The sequence below is a fragment of the Micromonospora sp. NPDC005413 genome (assembly GCF_040606435.1).
GTDB lineage: Bacteria > Actinomycetota > Actinomycetes > Mycobacteriales > Micromonosporaceae > Micromonospora.
Genome location: NZ_JBEXEV010000003.1, coordinates 144,656 through 168,372, shown reverse-complemented (window position 1 = coordinate 168,372; position 23,717 = coordinate 144,656). Strand labels below are relative to the sequence as shown.

The following is a 23,717-nucleotide window of genomic DNA, read 5'->3' as shown; positions in this document are numbered from 1 at the left end:
CTGCGGAAGTCACAGATCCGGTTGGTTCGGCTCCACCCGCGGACGGTCGGGCAACGGTCCGCCGCGACGCCGCCGCGCACCCCGCCGCCTCAGTCGCGGCGGAGCCAGACCGCGCCCAGTGGGGGGACCTGGAGGGCGGCGGAGGCGACCATGCCGTGCCACGGCACGTCCTGCGCGTGCACCGCGCCCATGTTGCCGACCCCGGAGCCGCCGTAGTGGTGCGCGTCGGTGTTGAGCACCTCGGTCCAGGTGCCGCCCGCCGGCAGGCCGATCCGGTAGTCGTGCAGCGGAGACGCGGAGAAGTTCGCCACGCACACCAGCGTCGAGCCGTCCGGGGCGATCCGGACGAACGACACGGTGTTGTTGGCGACGTCGTCACCGGCGATCCACCGGAACCCGGCCGGCTCGGTGTCCTGCGCCCAGAGCGCGGGAGTGTCCCGGTACACCCGGTTGAGGTCAGCGACGAGTCGCTGCACGCCGGCGCGGGCCGGGTCGTGCAGCAGGTACCAGTCGAGGCCGCGCTCCTCGCTCCACTCCCGGTCGTCGGCCAGCTCGGAGCCCATGAAGAGCAGCTGCTTGCCCGGGTGCGCCCACATGTACGCCAGCAGCGCCCGTACGTTGGCCAGCCGCTGCCAGGTGTCGCCGGGCATCTTGCCGGCCAGTGAGCCCTTGCCGTGCACCACCTCGTCGTGGCTGATCGGCAGCACGTAGTTCTCGCTCCAGGCGTACGCCAGGGAGAAGGTGAGCTGGTGGTGGTGGTGCTGGCGGTAGATCGGGTCCTTCGAGGTGTAGAGCAGGGTGTCGTGCATCCAGCCCATGTTCCACTTGAACCCGAAGCCCAGCCCGCCTTCGGCGGTGGGGCGGGTGACACCCGGCCAGGCGGTCGACTCCTCGGCGATCATCACGACACCGGCGTGGTGCTTGTAGACGGTCGCGTTCACCTCCTGCAGGAACGCGAGGGCCTCCAGGTTCTCCCGGCCGCCGTACTGGTTGGGGGTCCACTCGCCGTGCTGACGGGAGTAGTCCAGGTAGAGCATCGAGGCGACGGCGTCCACCCGCAGCCCGTCGACGTGGAACTGGTCGCACCAGTAGAGCGCGTTGGCGACCAGGAAGTTGCGTACCTCGCTGCGACCGAAGTCGAACACGTAGGTGCCCCAGTCGGGGTGCTCACCGCGCTGCGGGTCGGGGTGCTCGTAGAGCGGGGTGCCGTCGAAGCGCGCGAGGGCCCACTCGTCCTTGGGGAAGTGCGCGGGAACCCAGTCCAGGATCACGCCGATGCCGGCGGCGTGCAGCTGGTCGACCAGGTGCCGGAACTCGTCCGGGTCGCCGAACCGGGAGGTCGGCGCGTAGTAGCCGGTCACCTGGTAGCCCCAGGAGCCGCCGAACGGGTGCTCCATGACCGGCAGGAACTCCACGTGGGTGAAGCCCAGCTCGGTGACGTACGCGGTGAGCTGCTCGGCCAGCTCGCGGTAGCTCAGGCCGGGCCGCCACGAGCCGAGGTGCACCTCGTAGACGCTCATCGGCTCCTGGTGCGGCTGCCGTTCGGCGCGGCGGGCCAGCCAGTCCGCGTCGGACCACCGGTAGGTCGAGTGGTGCACGACCGAGGCGGTGGCCGGCGGCACCTCGGCGTACGCCGCCAGGGGGTCGGCCTTGTCCCGCCACTGCCCGTCGGCGCCGAGGATCCGGTACTTGTAGCGGGCCCCGACCCGCGCGTTGGGCACGAACAGCTCCCACACCCCGCTGGAGCCCAGCGACCGCATCGGCCAGCCGTCGTCCGCCCCCCAGCCGGTGAAGTCGCCGATCACCCGGACGCCTCGGGCGTTGGGCGCCCAGACACTGAACGCGACGCCCTCGTCGAAGACCCGGGCGCCGAGCGCCTCCCACAGCCGCTCGTGCCGGCCCTCGCCGATCAGGTGCAGGTCCAGCTCGCCGAGGGTCGGCGGGTAGCGGTACGGGTCGTCGTCCACGGTGCCATCGGTTTCCACCCGGTAGTCGAGGACCGGGCCCTCGACGGTGGTCTCGAACACACCGACGTCGTGTACCCGCTTCATCGGGTGCCGTTCGTCGCCGACGAGCAGCACCACGTCGCCAGCGCCCCGGCGCATCGTGCGGATCGTCGTCGACCCGTCGGCGGCGGGGTGCGCGCCGAGCAACGCGTGCGGGTCGTGCGTCGCGCCGGTGATCAGCTGGTCCATCGGGCGTCCTTCGGGGCGGCGTCGGTCGGTGCGGTATCGGTGCGGGCGGCGTCTCTCGGTGCTCCGGTGGGCCTGCGGGACGCGGGCGTGCGGGAGCCGGACCGGCGGGGCGGGGTCGGGACGGGGGTGGACCGACGAGGCGGGTTCGGAACGGGCAGGTTCGCAACGGGCGCGGTGGGCGAGGTGCCGCCGGATAGGTCGTCGGGGATGTCCGCGACGGTCAGTTCCGGCGCGACGGTCGCGGCATGTGCCGGTGCGGCGGGCGGGGTCGGGCGGCGCACGGTCAGCACGTGCGCCGGTTGCAGGTACGGGTCGAGCCGCACCGCGTTGCGCTGACCCCAGTCGTAGCTGGTGCCGGTGAGTTCGTCGTGCACGGTGAACCGTTCGTGCCAGTCGAAGCCGAGCGCGGGCATGTCCAGGGTGGTGTTGCCCCACTGCACGATGCGCGGGTCGAACGAGCAGATCACGATGACGGTGTTGCCGGTCTCCGGGTCGTGCTTGGACCAGCAGAGCAGGGCCGGGTTGTCGATCTCGTGGAACCGCAGGTTGCGCAGCTGGTGCAGGGCCGGGTTGTCACGGCGTACCCGGTTGAGGGTGGCGAGGAACGGCGCCAGCGAGCGGCCCTGCGCCTCGGCGCCGGCCCAGTCCCTGGGGCGCAGCTCGTACTTCTCGTTGTCCAGGTATTCCTCGGCGCCGGGGCGGGCCACGTGCTCGAACAGCTCGAAGCCCGCGTACAGGCCCCAGGAGGGGGAGAGCAGCGCGGCCAGCACCGCCCGGATCTTGAACATCGGCGGGCCGCCGTGCTGCAACGACTCGTGCAGGATGTCCGGGGTGTTCGGCCAGAAGTTGGGCCGCATGTAGTCGGCCGCCTCGATCAACTCCTCGCAGTACGCCCGCATCTCGGCGGCCGTCGTGCGCCAGGTGAAATAGGTGTACGACTGGGTGAAGCCGATCTTGCCGAGGCCGTGCATGATCGCCGGCCGGGTGAACGCCTCGGCCAGGAACAGCACGTCCGGGTCGACGGCCTTCACCTCGGCGATCAGCCAGTGCCAGAAGTCGAACGGCTTGGTGTGCGGGTTGTCCACCCGGAAGATCCGGATGCCCTCGCCGACCCAGTGCAGCACCACCCGCAGCACCTCGGCCCGAATGCCGTCGGGGTCGTTGTCGAAGTTGACCGGGTAGATGTCCTGGTATTTCTTTGGCGGGTTCTCCGCGTACGCGATGCTGCCGTCGGCCCGGGTGGTGAACCACTCCGGGTGCTCGGTGACCCACGGGTGGTCCGGCGCGCACTGCAACGCCAGGTCCATCGCCACTTCCAGGCCCTGCGCCGCCGCCGCGTCGATGAAGGCCCGGAAGTCTGCCGGCGTACCCAGATCGGGGTGGATGGCATCGTGGCCGCCCTCGGCGGCACCGATCGCCCACGGCGAGCCCACGTCGTTCGGCCCGGCGGTGAGCGCGTTGTTGCGGCCCTTGCGGTTGACCCGGCCGATCGGGTGGATCGGCGGCAGGTAGAGCACGTCGAAGCCCATCGCGGCCACGCCGGGCAGCCGCTCGGTGGCGGTGGCGAAGGTGCCGGACCGGCCGCCCACCGCCCCTTCCGAGCGGGGAAAGAACTCGTACCAGGCCGAGTAGAGCGCCCGCTTGCGGTCAACCCAGAGGGAGTACGTGTCACCGGCGGTGACCATTTCCCGCACCGGGTGCTCCCAGAGCAGGTCGGCCAGGGCCAGCGCCGGGTCGACCCGCTGCGGCAGCGGCAGGTCGGTGTCGACCAGCGCGGTGAGAGCTGCGGCGACCCGGGGCCGGTCGGTCGCCGGCACCAGCTCCCGGGCGGCGGCGAGCACCCGCGCACCCTCGGCCAGGTCGTTGGCCAGGTCGGCCGGCCCCTGCCCAGCGGCGATCTTCTTGGTCACCGCGTTCTGCCAGGTCAGATACGGGTCCTGGAACGCCTCGATGTGGAAGGTCCAGGGGCCGACGGTGTCTGGCGCGATGGTGGCGTGCCACCGGTCCTGGCCGGGCTCGCCGGGGAGCATCCGGGTGAACGGCCGCTGCGCGCCGTCCGGGCCGGCCCACACCACGGTGCAGCCCAGTGCGTCGTGCCCCTCCCGGTAGGCGCGCGCCGACACCGGGATTGGCTCGTCGACCACCGCCTTGGCCGGGTACCGCCCGCACGAGACGACGGGGGAGACGTCTTCGATCGGGAACCGTCCAGTCACCCCGCCAACCTACTGCGCGAGATCCCTTCGCGCGCGGCCAAGCACGCTCGTCAGTCTTCGTGCGAGCACGGAGCACAGGGCTCGCATCGAGATGTGTCACGTATCGTCGGTATTACGTGACGGAGGTTCAGAGCATGCGGTTGGCTCCGCGCCCTGCTTTCGCGCTCACCGGACGCAGCCTCTCGGCCGTCCCGCCGACAAGATCCACACAATGTCGGCGAGGTTGCTGTTTCAATGCCTGTTGATACAGCACTTTCGCCGACGTTGTGTGGATCTTCGCGGTGCGGCTGGCGGTTCGTGATCTCCAGTAGTCTCGCGTCCGTGATCAAACGGGTGCGAGTTGCGGTTGTGGGCGTCGGAAACAACACGTCAGCGCTGGTGCAGGGAATTGCGCTGTACCGCCACAGCGGCAGTCTGGTGGGTATCCGCCGGCCGATGATCGACGGGCTCGGGGTGGACGACATCGATTTCGTCGCGGCTTTCGCCACCTCCGAGGAGAAGATCGGCAGGGACCTGACCGAGGCGATCTTCCTGCCGCCCAACAACTTCCCTCAGCTCGATGGTGAGCTTCCCAGGGCGGATGTCCCCGTGACCAAGGGTCTTGTCGACGCGACCGGGGTGGATCGGGTGGCAGCGGCGCTGGCAGGGGCGGAGGTGCTGCTCTACTCAGCGCCGAGTGGCCGGCCGGGGACCGCGCAGGCGTACGCCGAAGCCGCCCACAGAGCTGGCGTCGCCTTCATCAACACCACCTCCGACCCGATCGCCCGCGATCCGCTCTGGATGAGCAGATTCGAGGCCGCTGGCCTGCCGCTGGTCGGCGATGACCTGGCCAGCCAGTTCGGCACCTCGGTGCTGCACAAAGCGCTGCTGCGGTTACTTGAGGAGCGGGGCCTCACTCTGGTCAGTTCCTACCAGGTCAATCTGGGCGGCACCGAAGACTTCCGTAACCTGGTCGAGAACCCCGACACCAAGAAGCAGTCCAAGCTCAACGCGTTGTCGGCGACCGACAAGGTGCAGGTGGCTCCGCTCGGGTACCTGTCGCATCTCCAATCGCAGAAGGTGGCACACCTCAACCTTGAGGCGCAGGGTTGGGGCGAGACGGCAGTGAGCCTTGACGTGAAACTGAAGGTCCATGACCCGAGTGGTGCTGCCGGGGTCAACATCGATCTCATTCGCATCGCCGCCAGCGCGCTACGAAACGGGCATGGTGGTCATCCCGCCGAGGCGACGTCGTTGCTCAAATCCCCGCCTGGGACGGCGATCTGAACGGATCGACCCGCCGCCCCAACCAATTGGTCTGCCGGGTTGGCGAATGCCTCGTCAGCGGCCGATCTTGTCCAGCTCGGCAAGGTCCTCGTCGGAGATCGAGAGTCCCGCGCCGGCGATGTTCGCGCGCAGGTGTGCCGTGGACGAGGTGCCGGGGATGAGCAGGATGTTCGGCGACCGCCGCAGCAGCCAGGCCAGGGCAACGGACATCGGCGTCGTGTCCAACCGGGCGGCTACGGTCTCCAGCGCCGAGGACTGCAGTGGGCTGAAGCCGCCGAGCGGGAAGTAGGGCACGTAGGCGATGCCCTGTGCGGCGAGCTTGTCGATCAGCTCGTCGTCGTGGCGGTACGCGAGGTTGTACATGTTCTGCACGCACACGATCGGTGCGATCGCCTGTGCCTCGGCGACCTGATCCGCCGTCGCGGTGCTCACTCCGAGGTGCCGGATCAGGCCCTGCTGCTGGAGTTCGACGAGCGTCTCGAACGGCTCAGCGAGCGAGCCGGGTTGGGGTCCCTCGGCGTTGCCGAGCCGGAGGTTGACCAGATCGAGCACCTCAAGGCCGAGGTTCTCAAGGTTCTCGTGCACGGCCCGGCGCAGGTCTTCCGGCTCCCGGGCCGGGGGCCAGCCGCCCTGCGGGTCGCGGGTCGCACCGACCTTGGTCACGATGTGCAGCGATTCGGGGTACGGGTGCAGCGCTTCACGGATCAGTTGGTTGGTGACGTGTGGCCCGTAGGCGTCGCTGGTGTCGATGTGGGTGATGCCGGCCTCGACGGCCTCCCTGAGGACGGCGAGCGCGCCGTCGTGGTCGGCGGGCGGCCCCATGACCCAGGGGCCGGCGAGTTGCATGGCGCCGTAGCCGAACCGGGTGACGGTCAGGTCGCCGAGCGTCCAGGTGCCGCCGGGAAGGGAAGTGGGGGACATGCGCAGACCTCTGATCCTCGTGTTGATTCATGCTGGTGCCGAACCGTTGCCTGCTTCACGGTAGGGAGGTAACTTCCTCACGGGAAGTAGGCACCTTGAGGTGCGTAACGCACCTGCGGTTGGAGGATCGGTCGATGGCAACGATGACGGCGGCCCAGAAGAGGGCACAGACCAAGGCCGAATACGACGCTTTCCTGGCGGGATGCCCCAGCCGCAAGCTGCTCGACCGGGTCTCCGACAAGTGGGTCACGTTGGTCCTGGCCGCTCTGGGCAGCGACGGCTCGCATCAGTTCGGCGCCGACTGCGCTGGTGAGCCCCGGTCGATGCGCTACTCGGAGCTGTCCCGCCTCCTGGCCGGCGTCAGCCAGAAGATGCTCACTCAGACACTGCGCTCCTTGGAGCGTGACGGTCTGCTCACCCGTACCGCGACGCCGACCGTGCCCGTCACGGTCTCCTACGAGCTGACCGACCTCGGGCTCTCACTGCACCAGATGATGCGCGGCATCAAGACCTGGGCCGAGATGCACATGGACGATGTGCTCGCCAACCGCGCGACGTACGACGACCGCGCCGCCTGAACCGGAGCGCGAAGGCGTCACAGGGGTCTGCTCAGCCTGCCGCGCCGACCGAGCGGTAGACGTCGAGGGTCTGCCGGGCCACCGCGTCCCAGGAGAAGTGCTCCACGGCCCGCTGCCGGCCGGCCTGACCGAACCGCGCGGTGCGTTCCGGGTCGGCGAGCAGCTCGTTGATCCGCCCGGCCAGGTCGGCGACGAACTTCTCCGGTGCCAGCGGTCGGCCGGACCCGTCGGTGGCCTGCTCGATGGGGACCAGCAGGCCCGTCTCACCGTCGGCCACGACCTCCGGGATGCCGCCGGTCGCGGTCGCCACCACCGCCGTCTCGCAGGCCATCGCCTCCAGGTTGACGATGCCCATCGGCTCGTACACCGAGGGACAGGCGAAGACGGTGGCGTGGGTGAGCACCTGGATCACCTCGGGCTTCGGCAGCATCTCGGCCACCCAGACCACGCCGGAGCGGTTGGCCCGCAGGTCGGCCACCAGCTCCTCCACCTCGGCGGCGATCTCCGCGGTGTCCGGTGCGCCGGCGAGCAGCACGAGCTGGGTGTCCGCCGGCAGCTCCCGGGCGGCCCGCAGCAGGTACGGCAGCCCCTTCTGCCGGGTGATCCTTCCCACGTAGACCACGCTGGGTCGGGACGGGTCGATGCCGAGCCGGTCGAGCACGTCGGTGCCCTGGTCCGGTGCGTACTGGATGGTGTCGATGCCGTTGTAGACCACCCGGACCCGGGCCGGGTCGATCTGCGGGTAGGCGGTGAGCACGTCGTTGCGCATCCCCCCGCTGACCGCGATCACCGCGTCGGCGGCCTCCATGGCGGTGCGTTCGATCCAGGAGGAGAGCGCATAGCCGCCGCCGAGCTGCTCGGCCTTCCACGGCCGCAGCGGCTCCAGGCTGTGCGCGGTCACCACGTGCGGCACCCCGTGCAGCAGCTTCGCGGTGTGACCGGCCAGGTTCGCGTACCAGGTATGGCTGTGCACCACGTCGGTGCCGGCCGTGCCGGCGGCCATCTCCAGATCCACGCCCATCGTGCGCAGCGCGGCGTTCGCACCGGTCAGGCCGGGCGGTTCGGCGTACGCGGTGACGCCCGGCTCGGTGCGCGGCAGGCCGAAGCAGTGCACCCGCACGTCGGTGAGGCGGCGCAACTCCCGGGCCAGGTACTCGACGTGCACCCCGGCGCCGCCGTAGACCTCCGGCGGGTACTCACGGGTGAGCAGATCGACGCGCAGGGATCCAGTGGCCGGGGAGGAGTCGGTCATGTGCGCACCCTAGTGCAGAAGAGTCCCCGTACGAGTGGTGAAGTGCGACGCGGGTGGATAGCGTCGGGGCATGGCTGCCAAGGTGCTCGCGATCGTCCTGGCGGGTGGTGAGGGCAAGCGCCTGATGCCACTCACCACGGACCGGGCCAAGCCGGCCGTCCCGTTCGGCGGGATGTACCGCATGGTCGACTTCGTCCTCTCCAACCTGGCCAACGCCGGCTATCTCAAGATCGTCGTGCTGACCCAGTACAAGTCCCACTCCCTCGACCGGCACATCACCAAGACCTGGCGGATGTCCACGCTGCTCGGCAACTACGTCACCCCCGTGCCCGCGCAGCAACGGCGTGGCCCGTGGTGGTTCGCCGGCTCGGCCGACGCCATCTACCAGAGCTTCAACCTGATCAACGACGAGCAGCCCGACTACGTCATCGTCTTCGGCGCCGACCACATCTACCGGATGGACCCGCGGCAGATGGTGGAGGACCACATCGCCTCCGGCGCCGCGGTCACCGTCGCGGGCATCCGCCAGCCGCTGTCGACGGCCGACCAGTTCGGCGTCATCGAGGTCGGCGAGGACGGCCGGCGGATCCGGGCGTTCCGCGAAAAGCCCACCGACGCGGTCGGTCTGCCCGACGCGCCCGACGAGATCTACGCCTCGATGGGCAACTACGTCTTCACCACCCGGGCGCTCTGCGAAGCGGTCGAGCGCGACGCGGAAGACAAGACCAGCAAGCACGACATGGGCGGCAGCATCATCCCGATGCTCGTCGAACGGGGCGAGGCGAACGTCTACGACTTCCGCGACAACGAGGTGCCGGGCAGCACCGACCGGGACCGGGGCTACTGGCGCGACGTCGGGACACTCGACTCGTTCTACGACGCGCACATGGATCTGATCAACGTGCACCCCGTGTTCAACATGTACAACTTCGACTGGCCGATCTACACCGAGCAGCCGCCGTGGCCGCCCGCGAAGTTCGTACACCAGTGGGGTGAGCGGGTTGGCCGCGCGGTCGGCTCGATGGTCTCCCCGGGTGTGGTGATCTCCGGCTCGCTGGTGGAAAACTCGATCGTCTCGCCGAAGGTGCGGGTGCACTCCTGGGCGCACGTCGAGGGCTCGGTGCTGATGGAGGGTGTGGAGATCGGCCGGCACGCGGTGATCCGGCGGGCCATCCTGGACAAGAACGTGTTCGTCCCGGAGGGCGCCGAGATCGGCGTCGACCTGGAAAAGGACCGGCAGCGCTACACCGTCTCCGACAATGGCATCGTGGTGATCGGCAAGGGCCAGAAGGTCGAGCTGTGACCACCCGTACTTCCTCCAGGAGGATCCCGCAGTGACCCACCCCCGTGCCGGCCAGCCCGCCGAGCCCGCCGACCTGGTCGACGTGCCGCGTCTGGTGACCGCCTACTACGCCGAGCATCCGGATCCCGCGGACCCGGCGCAGCAGGTCTCCTTCGGCACCTCCGGCCACCGGGGCTCCAGCCTGCGTAACGCGTTCAACTCCGACCACATCCTCGCGGTCACCCAGGCGCTCTGCGACTACCGGCGCGAGCAGGGGCTGGACGGTCCGCTCTTCCTCGCCCGGGACACCCACGCGCTCTCCGCGCCGGCCGCGGTGGATGCCCTGGAGGTCCTCGCCGCCAACGGGGTCACCGTGCTGGTGGACAGCCGCGACGGCTACACCCCCACGCCGGCGCTGTCGCACGCGATCCTCACCCACAACCGGGGGCGTACCAGCGGGCTCGCCGACGGCATCGTCATCACGCCGTCGCACAACCCGCCCGACGACGGCGGATTCAAGTACAACCCCACCAACGGCGGGCCGGCCGACACCGACGTGACCCGGTGGATCCAGGACCGGGCCAACGCCATCCTCGCCGCCGGGCTCAAGGAGGTCCGTCGGGTCACCTACGCGCGGGCCCGGGCCGCCGACACCACAGGGGAGTACGACTTCCTCGCCGCCTACGTCGACGACCTGCCGGCGGCGATCGACATCGACGCGATCCGCGACGCCGGGGTGCGGATCGGCGCGGACCCGCTGGGCGGGGCGAGCGTGGCGTACTGGGGTGAGATCGCCGAGCGGCACCGACTGGACCTGACCGTGATCAACCCGACGGTCGACCCGACCTGGCGGTTCATGACCCTGGACGGCGACGGCAAGATCCGGATGGACTGCTCCTCGCCGAACGCGATGGCGTCGCTGATCGCCGCCCGCGCCGACTTCCAGATCTCCACCGGCAACGATGCCGACGCCGACCGGCACGGCATCGTCACCCCGGACGCCGGTCTGATGAACCCCAACCACTACCTGGCAGTGGCGATCGATCACCTGTTCCGCACCCGCACCGACTGGGGTCCGGCCGCCGCGGTGGGCAAGACCCTGGTCTCCTCGTCGATGATCGACCGGGTCGCCGCCGACCTCGGCCGGCCGCTGTTGGAGGTGCCGGTCGGCTTCAAGTGGTTCGTGCCCGGGCTGCTGGACGGGGCGGTCGGCTTCGGCGGCGAGGAGAGCGCCGGCGCGTCGTTCCTGCGCCGCGACGGCTCCACCTGGACCACCGACAAGGACGGCCTGCTGCTCTGCCTGCTCGCGGCCGAGATCCTGGCCACCACCGGGCGGAGCCCGAGCGAGCACTGGGCGGAGCTGGCCGAGCGGTTCGGCGCACCCGCGTACGCCCGGATCGACGCCCCGGCCACCCGGGAGCAGAAGGCCGTGCTCGGCAAGCTCTCCCCGGAGCAGGTCACCGCCACCGAGTTGGCCGGTGAGCCGATCACGGCGACGCTGACCACCGCGCCCGGGAACGGCGCTCCGATCGGCGGTCTCAAGGTCAGCACCGAGTCCGGCTGGTTCGCCGCGCGCCCCTCCGGCACCGAGGACGTCTACAAGATCTACGCCGAGTCCTTCCAGGGCCCGGAGCACCTCAAGCGCATCCAACAGGAAGCCAAGACCCTGGTGGACGAAGCCCTGGCCCAAGCCTGATCCCCACCCCACCCCACCCCACCCGCGCGCACCCCACCCCGCGCACGCTCCGCCCAGCCGCGGTGATCAAGAGGTTTGCGTCACGACACGCCGGGCGGGCTGACGCAAACCTCTTGATCACCGGAAGCGTGGGTGGATTGGGGTTGGGGGGGGTGGGTGGCGCAGGTGGGTGGGGTTAGCAGCGTGGGGGGAATTCTTGGTTGGCGGCGTTCTGGAGCTCTTTCGGGAGGAGTTCGCGGAGCTGATCAGGTAGGAAGGGCAGGTCGAGCAGGCTCATCTTCAACTGGTTGCGTTCCTGGTAGCGCAGCCGATCGAAGCGGACCACCAGGCCGGCGTTGCGGCGGTAGCTGATGTCCACGGTTCCCTCGGTCGCCGCGTCGCGGAACACCAGCCCGTCCATCTCCACCACGACCGCCGACGACTGGGGATTCAACTCCAGCCGGATCTTCTCGTCCGGGGACAGCACCACCGAGCGGGAGATGCCGGACATCGGCGCCGACGGGGTGATGACCACCGCGTCCGCCGCCGGGGAGATCAGCGGGCCGCCGGCGGCGTAGCTGTACGCGGTCGAGCCGATCGGTGTGCTGACCACCACCGCGTCGGCGCGGTAGTAGCCGTACTTCTGGCCGTCGACCGCGAGGGTGGCGGTGACGAAACCCGAGCCGGGCTGGCGGACCAGCGCGATGTCGTTGAACGCCACGATGTCGTCGCCGCACACGTCGCAGGCCAAGCAGGCGTGCGACTCGAGGGTGAAGTCCTTCGACAGCAACCGGCTCAGCGCCTCGGGCAGCGCCGGGGGCTCGACCTCGACGAGAAAGCCGAGCCGGCCCAGGTGTACGCCGAGCACCGGCTTCGGGTCGAGGATGGCCGAGCGCAGCGCACCCAGCATGGTGCCGTCGCCGCCGATGCTGATCAGTGCGTCGGCGCGGGCGGCAACCTCCGCCGCCGGCACCGGTACAACGCAGGACGGCACGCGGTGCTGGTCCTCTTCGCGCACCATCAGCGTCTTGTGGTGGCGCGTCGCCCACCGTTCGATGATCCCGACCACCTCGGTGACATCCCGGGTGGGGTGCAGCACAAGTCCCAGCCCCGACACCCGTACAGCTCATCACATTGGCGGCGACCTCACCCGGCGTACACCGAAGGTGCGCCGACGGTCCGGGACCGTTGGCGGCGCCACCTCGCCGCCGTCAGGGGCGGGGTTGACCGGTGAGGTGCGTCAGCGATCGGGCAACCAGGTCATCTCGGGCCGCCGGAGGCCGACCCTCCAGCCCGAAGCCCAGGTACACCGCGTCCCCGGTGACCACCACCGAGCCCTCCTCGAACGCCTGCTGGCTGCGCGACCAGTCGTTGTGCGTTGCCAGCGGACCCGGCCGGCGGCCCGGCCACCGTCCAGCCGCCCAGGTCGGCCGACTCGAACGAGGTCTCCGCCACGGTCGAGCCGTCGACCAGCACCCGAGCGTCGTCCAGGAAGACGCCGACACCCTGGGTGCCCAGTCCGAGGCGTACGTTGATCGACACCTCGACCTGCTTGCCGGCGTAACCGGACAGGTCGACCACGAACTCCTTCCAGCCGCTCGACGTCCCGGTCGCCGCGTTCCAATTGCCGGTGCTCCCGGTGGGGGAGCAGTCCGCGGCCTGGTAATGCGCGAGGAACGGGTGCAACTGCGACCAACCCTCACCACAGCTGTCCCCGGTGACCGTGCTGGTCTTGCCGTTGGCGTCCGGCAGGGTCGTCCAGTCGTCGCTGCCCACCTCGTGCGCCGAAGTCCCAGTTCTGCTCGATCTCGTACGAGGTGAAGAAGCGCAGCTCTCCGCTGTTCGCCCCGGTGAGGTCCACCGTGAGCCGCTTGTATGACTCGTCGGCCTGCCCGCTGTACAGGTCGGTGCACTCCGGCGGCGCGTCCGGGTGGTACACGTACGACCCGTTGGAGCCGGTGACGTCCTCCAGTGCGAGGACCAGCACGTCACCGCCGATGTCGTTGTGCACCCGGTAGGTGAAGTGTTCGCTGGCGACCACCTCGGCACGCGGTTTGTTCCCCGTGAACCAGACCTCCACCCGGTCACCCGGCTTCGTGCCGGTGACCGTGACCCGCAGCTCGGCGTAGTAGTCGTCGTGCGTGTCGCCGTACCGCTCGCCGCCGAGCCACTCACGGACCGCGATCGTCTTCGGCCGCGCGCCGTTGACCACGTAATGCATCCGTACGTTCTTCCGCACCCGGCGGGTGACCGAGGCGACCTGCTGGGAACGCCCGTACGAGGTTTCGAAGGCGTCCACCACGAAGTCCGGGTGCTCGGTCCGACCACCGAGACCGGGTCGTCCGGGTCCGCTGCGGACCGTGCCACAGCCAACGCGATCGGCAGGTTCTTTCCCACCTCGCCGGCGATCAGCGTCTCTTCGCGTCGTGGCCGAGGTCGACCCCCGCCGCGCGCAGCTGATCCCGCTGCTTCGCGTCGACCGTGCCGACGTACACCTCCAGGCCGTCACGGGCGCCCGGATCGAACGGCGGCCGCGCGCTGGCCGGTGGGGTGAGTGCCAGTGCGCCGAGCAGAGTGACCACGCTGACGATCGCCAGTCGTCTCGGTCGCATCGCGCCTCCTTGGGTGAAGGAAGAACCTGTAGGCGCGAGCCTTCGGTGCAGGTTGATCGATGCCAATTGGCCAATGGGCGAAAGGTGGCTGATCGTATCGGTGCCCAACTGCCTCGTGTGATGCTCGGGCGGTGTCGGCCAGCTGCCGCAGGGGGCCGGCACTGTCATTCGCACGTGACGAATGCCTTCCCCGCCACGAAATACGCATTCTGCCTTTTAAGCGTTCAAATCAACCGTACGCTCGCTGGTGTCCGAAGTGGTGGTGACGGAGTCAGGCGAGGGAAGGTTCGATGCTTCAGATCCGCAGTGTGGTCCAGCAAGGAACGGTCGCCGGGCGGTGCAGAGCCTGATGCGCGTGTCGTCGCACCGCCCCGGACCTGTGGTCGCGGGAGTTGCCCGCCTCCTGGACCTGATCTGGGTCAGCGGCACGCGGGTCCGCAGGGCCGTCCGTGGCATGGCTAGCGCCAGCCGGTTCGCTGCCCGGGGGGACAACTTCACCTTCGATCCGGATGGCGTCTACACCTACACGACGATCGAGGTCGGCCGCAATGTCGACCTCGGTCACCGCCCGGTCATCATGGCTGCTCGATCCCGGATCCGGATCGGTGACAACGTCATGTTCGGGCCTGAGGTCACCATCCGGGGCGGCAATCACCGGATCGACCGCGTCGGTGCGCCGATGATCGCCGTCGAAAAGGATCCCTCCGACGGGGCTCTCGACCGGGGGGTGACGATCGGCGACGACGTGTGGGTGGGCAGCCGTGCCGTCATCCTGCACGGGGTGACGATCGGTCGGGGCGCGGTGATCGGGGCAGGCGCCGTGGTGACCCGGCCGGTGCCGCCCTACGCCGTCGCCGCCGGCAACCCGGCCCGAGTGATCCGGCTGCGCTGGCCTGTGGAGACGATCATCTCGCACGAACAGCAGCTCTACCCGCCGGACCGCCGACTGAGCCCGGCGGAGCTGGCGGCGCTGTCGGACCTTCCGGGGTCCGATGCGCGGCCAGTCTCAACCGCGGCCGCTCGCCCCTGATGGTCGCCGGACAGCCATCCGCCTCTCGTAGTCGCGCAATGACGAAGCGTGACAGTTGCTGAGAAAAATCGTTGGACCGGATGACCACTCAACGGGGCGTGAAGGCGGAACGAATGCGACTACTCATCACCGGCGGTGCGGGATTCATCGGCTCCAATCTGGCCCGTGCTGCGATCCTGCGCCGCACCGTCACCGACATCCGGATCCTTGATGATCTGGCGACGGGGCGGATGAGCAACCTCGACGGTCTCGACGTGGACACGATTCCGGGTTCGATGCTCGACGACGAGGCGCTGGACCGGGCGATGACCGGCCGGGACGCGGTGGTCCACCTGGCGGCGCTGCCGAGCGTGCCGCGTTCGCTGCGTGATCCGATCGCCTCACACCACGCCAACGCCACCGGCACACTGCGGGTGCTGGAGGCTGCTCGCCGGCATGATGTGAGCCACGTCGTCGTCGCCTCGTCCTCCTCGGTCTACGGCGCGAATCCGGTGCTGCCCAAGACCGAGCTTGCCTGGACTCGCCCGCTCAGTCCGTACGCGGTGAGCAAACTGGCCACCGAAGCCTACGCACTGGCGTACCAGGCGTCCTTCGGCCTGCCCACCCTCGCGTTCCGTTTCTTCAACGTCTACGGCCCGGGTCAGCGGCACGATCACGGCTACGCGGCTGTCATCCCCCGTTTCGTGTACGCGGCACTTCGCGGTGAGCCCGTCGAAATCCACGGGGACGGTCGGCAATCACGCGACTTCACCTATGTCGAGACGGTCTGCGCCGTGCTGCTCGACGCGGTTGAGCGCTCCGTTTCTCATCCTCAACCGGTCAACCTCGCCTTCGGCGCCCGAGCGGAGTTGAACACGGTGGTGTCCGAGTTGGAGCAGATCATCGACCGTCCGGTCCTACGGCGGCACGTGGCGCCACGCACCGGGGATGTCCGGCACTCCGAGGCCGACAACAGGGTGCTCCGCTCACTCTTTCCTGACGTGGTGCCAACTCCCCGAGTCGACGGTCTGCGGGCCACCGTGGAGTGGTTCGAGGCGCATGTGTTGAAGCAGCCGGTCTGATGGTCGACCGGCCTCCGGCCGCCCGGGTGGCCCCATCCGTCCTGGTCGGCGATGTCGGGGGCGTCTCCGCTGAGACCCCGAAGGCAGTACGGGCTGCGACCGCGGGGCCGGAGTCACGCGAAGGTGATACGTCGGCGGCGCGGCGGTCGCGTGGCCGTGCGCTGGTCACCGGCATCGCCTCATCGCTCGCAGGCAAGGCCGTCGGGCTCGCCGCGCCACTGCTGATCACCCCGGTCGCCTTCCGCTATCTCGGCGCTGAGCGGTACGGCATGTGGATGGCGATCACCTCACTGACCGCGATGGCGCTGTTCGCCGATTTCGGACTCGGAAACGGCCTGCTCACCCGGCTCTCTCGGTGGTACGCCGCTGGTGACCGCCGCGCGGCGGCCCGGGAAATCGCCAGCGCGTACGCCTTGCTCGGTACTCTGGCGGCGGCGCTGCTGCTGGTGTTGGTGGTCACCGTCCAGTTGGTTCCCTGGCCGGCGCTGCTGAACGTCGCGGATCCGGTGGTGGCCCGGGACGCCCGGGCGGTGGTGTTGCTCTGCTTCGGTGCCTTCCTGGTCAACATCCCGCTGGCCCTCATCCAGCGGGTGCAGTACGCCCACCAGCAGGTTGCGCAGAGCAACCTTTGGCAGGCCGCTGGCAGTCTCGTTTCGGCGGGCATGGTGGTGGCGGCTGTCGCCACGCATGCCAGTCCGACTCTGGTGATCGCGGCCGCGGTGCTCGCGGTACCCCTCATGAACGTCGCCAACTCGATCTGCTATTTCGGCTGGCAGCAACCCGCCCTTCGGCCACACGTCAAGAACGTTCGTGCGCCGATAGCGCGTGGGCTACTCAGGTTGGGATCCCGGTTCTTCGGGCTCTCCTTGCTGAGTTCCGTCGCCCTCAACATCGACGGTTTCCTGGTCGGCCGGGTGCTCGGCTTGCACGCGGCTGCCAACTACGCGGTGATACTGCGGATGTTCGCCGTGCTGGCTCTGTTCGTGACCCTGGTCAACCTGCCGCTGTGGCCGGCCAATGGCGAGGCGCTCGCTCGGGGCGATGTGGGCTGGGTCCGGCGCAGCACCCGACGGATGGTCTGCCTGTCCGCCGCGGCGGTAACTCTGCCCGCGCTGTGCCTCGTCCTGGGCGGCAACGACATTCTGCAGTTCTGGGTCCGTTCGGAGGATCTCGAACGGGTGCCAGCTCCCCTGTTCGTCGCGCTCGCCGTGTGGTCGATTCTCGTCGCTGTCGCGGCCCCGCTCTTCATGGTGCAGAACAGCATCGGGCTGCTGGGACCGCAGTTCCTTGGTTGGGCGGCCTGCCTGGTTGTCGCCGTACCGCTGAAGATCCTCCTGGCGGCGAGGGGGGGCCTGTCCGGTGTCGCGTTCGCCTCGGCGTTGTCGTACGGGGTCACGGTGCTCCCAGCAGCCATTGTGGGGTATCGCAAGGCGTTGGCCACCGTTCCAGCGGGACGGCCCAATTCGGTTGAAATGGAGCATGATGATGAGTACGGTGCGCGGCATCGTCGCTGCCCTGCGTGATCGACGCGCAGCGGCCAGCAACCCGGAAGAGTTCGCCCGTTCGATCGGGGTGAATCTGCGCGGACGAGTGCGCTTTTATGGAATCAATCGGAGCATGTTCGGCTCCGAGCCCTGGTTGATCACCTTGGGCGACAATGTCTACATCACGGCCGGGGTGCAGTTTCTCACTCACGACGGCGGGACTCTCATTCTGAGGAGGGATCATCCTGACCTGGAGTGGACCGCGCCGATCAGCATCGGCGACGACGTCTACATAGGTGTCAGGTCAATCATCATGCCCGGGGTGCGGATTGGCGATCGATGCATCATCGGGGCTGGCTCGGTCGTGACCCGCGACATTCCCGACAGCAGCGTGGCCGCCGGCGTGCCCGCCCGCGTTCTTCGGAGCACGGACGAGTACCTCGCCACGATGAAGGCCAAGTCACTCGGCTGTGGACACCTGCCGGCCCAGGAGAAGGCTGCGGTGATCCGAGAGATCTACGGCGTGCCGGGGCACGAGGAGGATCGGACGGTGTCGGCGCGACCAGCGGGCAGCAGTGAGGCGCGCAAACCGCCGGCTCCAGCCGGCCCGGTGGTCTGATCGGGCTGTGTCTTCACCTGCTCCGCGGTGGGTGGGCGTTCGCTTCCCCACGCACGTGGTCCTGGCCGTTCGGGACATGTGCGTGACCGGTCACGAAGGCGCTTACCGTGGGTGCCCAGGCGCGGTAGTCGAACGCTGAAGCCCGCTCCCGGGCACAGCGGCTCATCTGCCACCACTGCGCGTCATCAAGGGTGAGTGCCCGCTGGAGGCCATCTCGGACGTCGTCCGCGCTGGGTCCCGCCAGCACAATGCCCTCTCGGCCATCGTCGACGTACGCCGCCAGGTCACTGGTGTGATTGAGCAGAACAGGGCAGCCGGCGGCCAGACTCTCTGGAACCTTCGACGGAAAGCCCGCCTCGGCGTAGCCCCCCGGGGGCCGGACCAGCACTGAGAAGTGCGCCGTGCCCAACTCGGCGAGAACCCGCTCGCGCGACACCCTTCCCAGGAAGTTGACCTGGTCGCCGAGGTCCGCCACCACTTCGTCGTCCAGGTCGGACACGGCAGTGGCCTGTTCCCGGGTCATCCCGGCTATGTTCAGCCGCACCTGCCGGCGCTCCGGCTCGGGCAGCCGGCGGATGCCCTCCAGCACGGCAGCGAGATGATCTTTGGACCCTGCGGTGCCGGCGTACAGCAACCGCAGGCTTCCTTTCAATGATGGCGGCGCCGGCTGGCGATAGTCAGCGCAGTCGACCTGGGGCGGGATGACCAGGATGGGGCGATTCGGCCGGGCGAAACGTCGCTGCAGCGTTGTGGAGATCGCGATGATTCGGTCTGCCAACCGTCCGGCGAGGAAGGAGTGCCACCGGTGCCGGATGAAGTAGGGCGTTAGACGCCCGTGGCGAAACTGCCCAGGCTCGTGCCGTTCGAGCACGTCCACAGTCAACGGGCAGCGCAACGTCAGCCGCAGCACGATCCACGTGGTCAGGTTCCACAATCCCAGTGGAAGGCAGAAACCAGTGAGATCACCGATGGGTACTCCCGCCTCCCGCAGGGCCATGAGCACTCGCACGGGCCGGCTCTGTCGGTGCATCCAGCGACGAAACCGGCCGCCTCCGCCGGCGGCGAATAGCGTGATCAGTCGCAATTCGGGTGGCAGGGCAACCGACTCAGGCTGACGTTCGTTGCCGGGCCAGTCGTTCACGATCAGGGTTGACGTACCTGGGGGGGTCGCGGAGCGTGCCAGCTGGAGCAGCCGGTTCGACATGGCGTCGCCGTGCGGAAACCGATAGGCCGCCACCATGACCACTTGTGGCGCGAGTCCGTCCGGAAGGTTCGGCTGAGCCGGAGAGGTGAGGGTTTCGTAGCTTTTCATTCTTTCCATTCGCATAAAGCGTGTCTCAAGCTGTTGGCGGCTATTGCCGGTGTTACTCTACGCACCGATGCGGTTACGGGGGATCAGGGCGCGCCGCCGGTGGCCCTCCTGGGTCGACGATGGAGTGTCAGTGGAGCCAGCCAGCCGGGACGACCAGGGCCGTCCGAGTGCCCCACCGGTGCGAGCACGGCCGATCGTCGTGCAGCATTCGGCCGGCGCGCCCGGCGCCAACGGGCCGCTGACTGCCGTACAGCGAGTGCTGGATTCCGCGCTCAGCGAGCGGTACGAGTTTGTCCGCATGCACCAGGTCGGTGGCAACGGTGGCCTCAACGTGCCCCTGCTGCGCCAATGGATCCGACTCCTGCGTCGGGTGCGCCCCGACCTGGTGCACGTGCGCGGCCTGCAGAACGAGGGGTTTCATGGCGTGGTCGCCGCCCGGTTGGCCGGCTGCCCCCGAATCTTGGTCACCGTGCACGGCACCGTGCGGGACCTGATGCACGGCGGCCGCACCTGGCGTAGGGCAATGTTGGCCCATGGCGCGGAGCCGGCCACTCTGCGGATGGCCAGCCACGTCGCCACGGTGTGTGAGTACGCCGCCGACCGGGACTTCCTTCGGGCATACGCGGACAGGTTCGTCGGAGTGATCCCCAACGGGGTTCCGCTACCTGCCGATGTGGGCGCCGCGAGAAGCAGCCGACGCGCCGACCTCAACCTGGCCCCCGACGACGTGGTCATGATCGCGGTAGCGCGTTTGAACTGGGACAAAGGATTCGGGGTGCTGGCGAACGCGCTGCGCCGACTGCCGCCGACTGGTCGACGGGTGCTGCTGGTCGCCGGCGACGGACCGGACCGGACCGGAATCGCCGAAGCCCTGGCCGACGTGCACGGCACCGAGGTGCGGCTGCTCGGCAATCGGCTCGACGTGCCGGACCTTCTCTCGGCAGCGGACATCTTCGTCTTCCCCACCCTGCACGAGAACCTGTCCAACGCTCTGTTGGAAGCGATGGCCCACGCCCTGCCCGTCGTCGCCTCGGCCGTTGGTGGCAACGTCGAGGTGCTCCGCCAGGGCGGCGGCCACCTTGTGACGGCCGGAGACCCGGATGCGTTCGCCAGAGCCCTTGAGCCGTTGCTCGCCGACGCTGCCGAACGTCGACACGTGGGGGAGACGGGCCGCAAGGTGGTGCACGACGGGTACAGCCTGCCGGTCATGCTCCGGTCTCTCGATGGCGTCTACCGGCGCATCCTGGAGGGAACAGTGTGACCGACGAGCCTTGTCCCCGCGTACTGCTGCTGGGCTTCACCGTTCCGGACGACCTGTTCCGTCACATCGTGGCGCGGGATGTCGTCATGCCCACGCAAACCCATACGTTCGCCTGGGCCCTGGTGAAGAGCATCCGCGCCGCAGGCTGTCCGGTACGTCTGCTCTCCGCGGCCCCGGCGTCGACCTTTCCGCGGAATCGGCAGATCCGCTTCCGGTCAGGACGGTTCGAGCAGGACGGCGTGCAGGGAGAGCTGCTGGGCTTCGTCAACTTGCTCGGCCTGAAACACCTGACGCGGTTCGCCGCGGCCGTACGTGCAGGTTCGCGGACGTTACGCCAGCAAGGTGACGACGTCCTGCTCATTCACGGGGTCCACACGCCCTTCCTGTGGTTCGGCGCCCTGGTCGCATGGCGACGGTCGGCACGGGTTGTACCCATCCTGACCGATCCCCCCGGGGTGGTCCTCCCCGATGATGGTCGGATCGTCCAGGCGCTGCGCCGGCTGGATCACGCGTTGGTCCGCATGGCGCTACGTCGGTGTTCCGGCGTCGTGGTGCTCACCGCCGCGCTTGCCGAGGACTTCGCGCCGTCGCTTCCGCGTCTTGTCATGGAGGGAATCTGCAACCCGCCCTCCGCCCAGGCGTCAGCGTGCGGGCCGGCCGGTCCGCTCGACGCGGGTCGGCTCCGGGTCGCGGATCGAGGACCTGCGGTCTCTCGGGACGTCGTGTATGCCGGCGGGCTCACTCGGGCCTACGGCGTCGATCGCCTGGTCGAGGCATTCCGTGGCATGGACGATCCCGATCTGCGCCTGCACCTGTTCGGTCGGGGAGAGTTGGAGGAATGGGCGCGGACGCAGGCGAAGCTCGATCCCCGGATCGCCCCACCCGAGCTGCTTGACCGTGGTGCGCTGGTGCAGCGCCTCGCTCGCGCCGCAGTTCTGGTGAACCCGCGGCCGGTGGATCAGTCGTTCGTCCGTTACTCGTTCCCGTCGAAGCTCATCGAGTACCTGTCCACCGGCGTTCCGGTTGTGACCACAAGGCTGCCCGGCATCCCGTCCGACTACGACCCGCATCTGTGCTTCGCTGAGTCCGACACGGCCAAGGGCCTGCGGGACGCTCTGTACCGGGTGCTCACCATGTCTCTTGAGGAGAGGCTCTCTCTCGGCAACGCCGGGGCCACGTTCGTACGACAGACGCGCAGTCCCGCGGCGCAGGGCAAACGGATCCGGTCTTTCCTGGCCGGGCTGATGACCAACTCGTCCGGTCGTGGCGGCGTGTCGGTGGAGAAGCGCGACCTACCGCAGCACCCGCTCGGGCGACGCTGAGCCGCTCGCGCTGCGTGTGAGGGCGGTCCACAGGTACAGGAACAGCAGAGTGGTGAGACCAATCACCGCTGGGCGCGACATGCCGAGCTGATTGTTCGCCGGGATGTACGCGACGAGCAGACACATCTGGACGAAGAGCAAGGTCGGCAGGATGCCCCCCGCGAGGTTCACCTCGCGCCAGAGCCGGGCGAAGAACCAACCCAGGAAGGCCATGAAGAGTACGGTTCCCGGGAAGGTGAGATCCGAAGCCAACCAGGGATAGATCGTCGACCAGTACATGCCCGCAGGCCACCCAGTCCGGGACTCGGTACGAACCGGATATGCCGGGTACTCGTCGGCTTCGATGCCGAGGTACTGACTGCCGTACGAGGTGACAGCTGGGGTGCTGCCCAGCCCGTGGGACCACACAAACGGCGTTTCGAGGTTGTACGCGAGCCCGAGGTAGCCGTGGGTCGGATAGATCACCAGCGCGGCCAGACCGGTCGCCACATGTTCGCCGGCAATCCGCTCCACCGTCGGATTGGCGCGGACGCTATCGTGGGTGCCGAACTGGTCCACCCGATCGGCCTGATTACTCATCATGTAGGCGCAGAAGAGCGCGACCACGACCGCCGCCAGCACTGTCGCGCGCCGCCGCTTCACCCTTTGTGCGGCGCGATCGGGATTTCGCGACGAGGCGATGAGCAGCCCCGCGGCAATCATCAACACAAAGTCCCCGAGGCCCTTCAGTGTGCCGATGTATAGGAAGAAGAGGCTGTAGACGCCGATGCCGGCGAGCCCGACAAGTCGCAGGCCGCCCGACAACCGTCGCCAGTAGACGACGAGCAGTGGGACAAGCGCGGTGCCCAGGACGCCGAGCAGGGTCAGTACCTGGATGATCGGATTCGTCCGCCCATTGTCCTGCTGCTGCTGATAGACGGTGAATTTGTTGAGGTACGCCCCTGCGGGGTCCTGCAGACTGGCGATGATGCTGCCCGGGCCGGTCGCCCCGTACTCGAGTAGCAGGGCCACGCCGAAGATCACGTAGTAGATGCCGCTGGCCAGGACCAGCCGGCGAGCCCGTAGGACGTCGGCGGATCGTGTCGTGCTGGCCCTTGGTCGGGGATCGCCCCGGAAGAGCTGTGCGACATAACCGACGACAAAGGCGCCAGTGGCGCTCATGACGAACAGCCACAGCATGCCGGGATTTGGTACCTCCTGCGCCAACGCCCCGGCCCAGAAGAGGCTGAATGTCCCCAGCATCCAGCCGCCGGCCAGCAGTAGTGGCAGCCAGGCTCGCAAGGAACGACGGAACAGGGCCGGGGGGCGATGATTCAGTCGCGGCAACGCCGACGTCGGCGCGAACCGACGTGTGGTGAGGTCTGGTGTTGTCGTGCTCATCCAGCTGCGCTCCCGCGTCAGTGTTCGCTCCGCCCGGGTGCCTCCCGGTAGTGGTCGTTCCGCTCATCCCCGGTCTGCACCGCCAAAACTGTCCGTCGGTAGGCGCACGAATCGACCAAGACGTGTCGCCCTGAGGGCAGGCCAGGTCGCAGGTGGGCGTGCCGGATGTGATGTCACCAGTGCGTAAGGGTGTTATAGCAAGAGCAGATCCGGCTCTTCGCGTGTTTCATGAAATGACTGCGGCAGATCCGTCC

General features: G+C 68.6%; 18 protein-coding genes and 1 pseudogene. 10 read left to right on the top strand and 9 right to left on the bottom strand.

Annotated features, from left to right (window positions below; all coding sequences use genetic code 11):
* Positions 1 to 89: 89 nt before the first annotated feature.
* Both glgB and ABZS37_RS06605 read right to left on the bottom strand, forming a co-directional pair.
* Positions 90 to 2,195, bottom strand: coding sequence for a 1,4-alpha-glucan branching protein GlgB (gene glgB / locus ABZS37_RS06610; RefSeq protein WP_355166193.1), 2,106 nt, complete (start codon positions 2,193 to 2,195; stop codon positions 90 to 92).
* Positions 2,183 to 4,408, bottom strand: coding sequence for a maltotransferase domain-containing protein (locus tag ABZS37_RS06605; RefSeq protein ID WP_355166191.1), 2,226 nt, complete (start codon positions 4,406 to 4,408; stop codon positions 2,183 to 2,185). Before ABZS37_RS06605 ends, glgB begins: the two co-directional genes overlap by 13 nt.
* Positions 4,409 to 4,729: 321 nt before the next feature.
* Here ABZS37_RS06605 and ABZS37_RS06600 point away from each other — a divergent pair, with 321 nt between their 5' ends.
* Positions 4,730 to 5,674 carry an inositol-3-phosphate synthase gene (locus tag ABZS37_RS06600; protein ID WP_355166189.1) on the top strand — a complete coding sequence of 315 codons (945 nt, stop codon included), beginning with the start codon at positions 4,730 to 4,732 and terminating at the stop codon, positions 5,672 to 5,674.
* Positions 5,675 to 5,728: 54 nt separating this feature from the next.
* Here the strand turns inward: ABZS37_RS06600 and ABZS37_RS06595 are convergent, their stop codons facing one another.
* Positions 5,729 to 6,595, bottom strand: coding sequence for an aldo/keto reductase family oxidoreductase (locus tag ABZS37_RS06595; RefSeq protein ID WP_355166187.1), 867 nt, complete (start codon positions 6,593 to 6,595; stop codon positions 5,729 to 5,731).
* A 134-nt stretch (positions 6,596 to 6,729) separates the two neighbouring features.
* Between ABZS37_RS06595 and ABZS37_RS06590 the strand changes: the two genes are divergently transcribed.
* Positions 6,730 to 7,173, top strand: a complete 444-nt coding sequence (locus ABZS37_RS06590; RefSeq protein ID WP_355166185.1) for a helix-turn-helix domain-containing protein — start codon at positions 6,730 to 6,732, stop codon at positions 7,171 to 7,173.
* Positions 7,174 to 7,204: 31 nt separating this feature from the next.
* On the opposite strand, the gene glgA is transcribed toward ABZS37_RS06590, so the two are convergent.
* Positions 7,205 to 8,425: a glycogen synthase gene (gene glgA / locus ABZS37_RS06585; RefSeq protein ID WP_355166183.1), complete on the bottom strand. Its 1,221-nt coding sequence runs from the start codon at positions 8,423 to 8,425 to the stop codon at positions 7,205 to 7,207.
* A gap of 70 nt (positions 8,426 to 8,495) precedes the next feature.
* Between glgA and glgC the strand changes: the two genes are divergently transcribed.
* Positions 8,496 to 9,728: a glucose-1-phosphate adenylyltransferase gene (gene glgC / locus ABZS37_RS06580; RefSeq protein WP_354993913.1), complete on the top strand. Its 1,233-nt coding sequence runs from the start codon at positions 8,496 to 8,498 to the stop codon at positions 9,726 to 9,728.
* 31 nt (positions 9,729 to 9,759) lie between these two features.
* On the top strand, positions 9,760 to 11,403 hold the full coding sequence (gene pgm / locus ABZS37_RS06575) for a phosphoglucomutase (alpha-D-glucose-1,6-bisphosphate-dependent) (RefSeq protein WP_355166181.1): 1,644 nt from the start codon (positions 9,760 to 9,762) through the stop codon (positions 11,401 to 11,403).
* Positions 11,404 to 11,578: 175 nt separating this feature from the next.
* On the opposite strand, the gene ABZS37_RS06570 is transcribed toward pgm, so the two are convergent.
* The 3 genes and pseudogenes from ABZS37_RS06570 to ABZS37_RS06560 form a co-directional block, all read right to left on the bottom strand.
* Positions 11,579 to 12,499, bottom strand: coding sequence for an NAD(+)/NADH kinase (locus ABZS37_RS06570; RefSeq protein ID WP_355166179.1), 921 nt, complete (start codon positions 12,497 to 12,499; stop codon positions 11,579 to 11,581).
* Positions 12,500 to 12,593: 94 nt separating this feature from the next.
* Positions 12,594 to 13,803: pseudogene (locus ABZS37_RS06565) on the bottom strand (zinc carboxypeptidase); the annotation flags it as partial.
* Positions 13,791 to 13,994 (bottom strand): hypothetical protein, encoded by a 204-nt coding sequence (locus tag ABZS37_RS06560; RefSeq protein WP_355166177.1) that lies wholly within the window; start codon positions 13,992 to 13,994, stop codon positions 13,791 to 13,793. The pseudogene ABZS37_RS06565 and the gene ABZS37_RS06560, both read right to left, overlap by 13 nt.
* Before the next feature lie 349 nt (positions 13,995 to 14,343).
* On the opposite strand from ABZS37_RS06560, the gene ABZS37_RS06555 reads away from it, so the two are divergent.
* The 4 genes from ABZS37_RS06555 (at position 14,344) to ABZS37_RS06540 (ending at position 18,188) form a co-directional block, all read left to right on the top strand.
* The gene (locus ABZS37_RS06555; protein WP_355166175.1) at positions 14,344 to 15,024 is read left to right on the top strand and encodes an acyltransferase; all 681 of its coding nucleotides are present in this window, start codon (positions 14,344 to 14,346) and stop codon (positions 15,022 to 15,024) included.
* Positions 15,025 to 15,104: 80 nt separating this feature from the next.
* Entirely contained in the window at positions 15,105 to 16,085 is a 981-nt protein-coding gene (locus tag ABZS37_RS06550) for an NAD-dependent epimerase/dehydratase family protein (RefSeq protein ID WP_355166173.1), read from the top strand.
* The gene (locus ABZS37_RS06545; protein ID WP_355166171.1) at positions 16,085 to 17,608 is read left to right on the top strand and encodes a lipopolysaccharide biosynthesis protein; all 1,524 of its coding nucleotides are present in this window, start codon (positions 16,085 to 16,087) and stop codon (positions 17,606 to 17,608) included. Before ABZS37_RS06550 ends, ABZS37_RS06545 begins: the two co-directional genes overlap by 1 nt.
* A complete protein-coding gene (locus ABZS37_RS06540; RefSeq protein WP_355166169.1) occupies positions 17,571 to 18,188 on the top strand; it encodes a DapH/DapD/GlmU-related protein in 618 nt (205 codons plus the stop codon). Before ABZS37_RS06545 ends, ABZS37_RS06540 begins: the two co-directional genes overlap by 38 nt.
* A 13-nt stretch (positions 18,189 to 18,201) precedes the next feature.
* Here the strand turns inward: ABZS37_RS06540 and ABZS37_RS06535 are convergent, their stop codons facing one another.
* Positions 18,202 to 19,500, bottom strand: a complete 1,299-nt coding sequence (locus ABZS37_RS06535; RefSeq protein ID WP_355166167.1) for a glycosyltransferase — start codon at positions 19,498 to 19,500, stop codon at positions 18,202 to 18,204.
* Between the two features lie 130 nt (positions 19,501 to 19,630).
* Between ABZS37_RS06535 and ABZS37_RS06530 the strand changes: the two genes are divergently transcribed.
* Positions 19,631 to 20,761, top strand: coding sequence for a glycosyltransferase family 4 protein (locus ABZS37_RS06530; RefSeq protein ID WP_355166165.1), 1,131 nt, complete (start codon positions 19,631 to 19,633; stop codon positions 20,759 to 20,761).
* Positions 20,758 to 22,083: a glycosyltransferase gene (locus ABZS37_RS06525; RefSeq protein ID WP_355166163.1), complete on the top strand. Its 1,326-nt coding sequence runs from the start codon at positions 20,758 to 20,760 to the stop codon at positions 22,081 to 22,083. The genes ABZS37_RS06530 and ABZS37_RS06525 overlap by 4 nt, the downstream gene beginning before the upstream one ends.
* Here ABZS37_RS06525 and ABZS37_RS06520 read toward each other — a convergent pair.
* On the bottom strand, positions 22,054 to 23,463 hold the full coding sequence (locus ABZS37_RS06520; RefSeq protein ID WP_355166161.1) for a hypothetical protein: 1,410 nt from the start codon (positions 23,461 to 23,463) through the stop codon (positions 22,054 to 22,056). The genes ABZS37_RS06525 and ABZS37_RS06520 overlap by 30 nt on opposite strands.
* Positions 23,464 to 23,717: the final 254 nt, after the last annotated feature.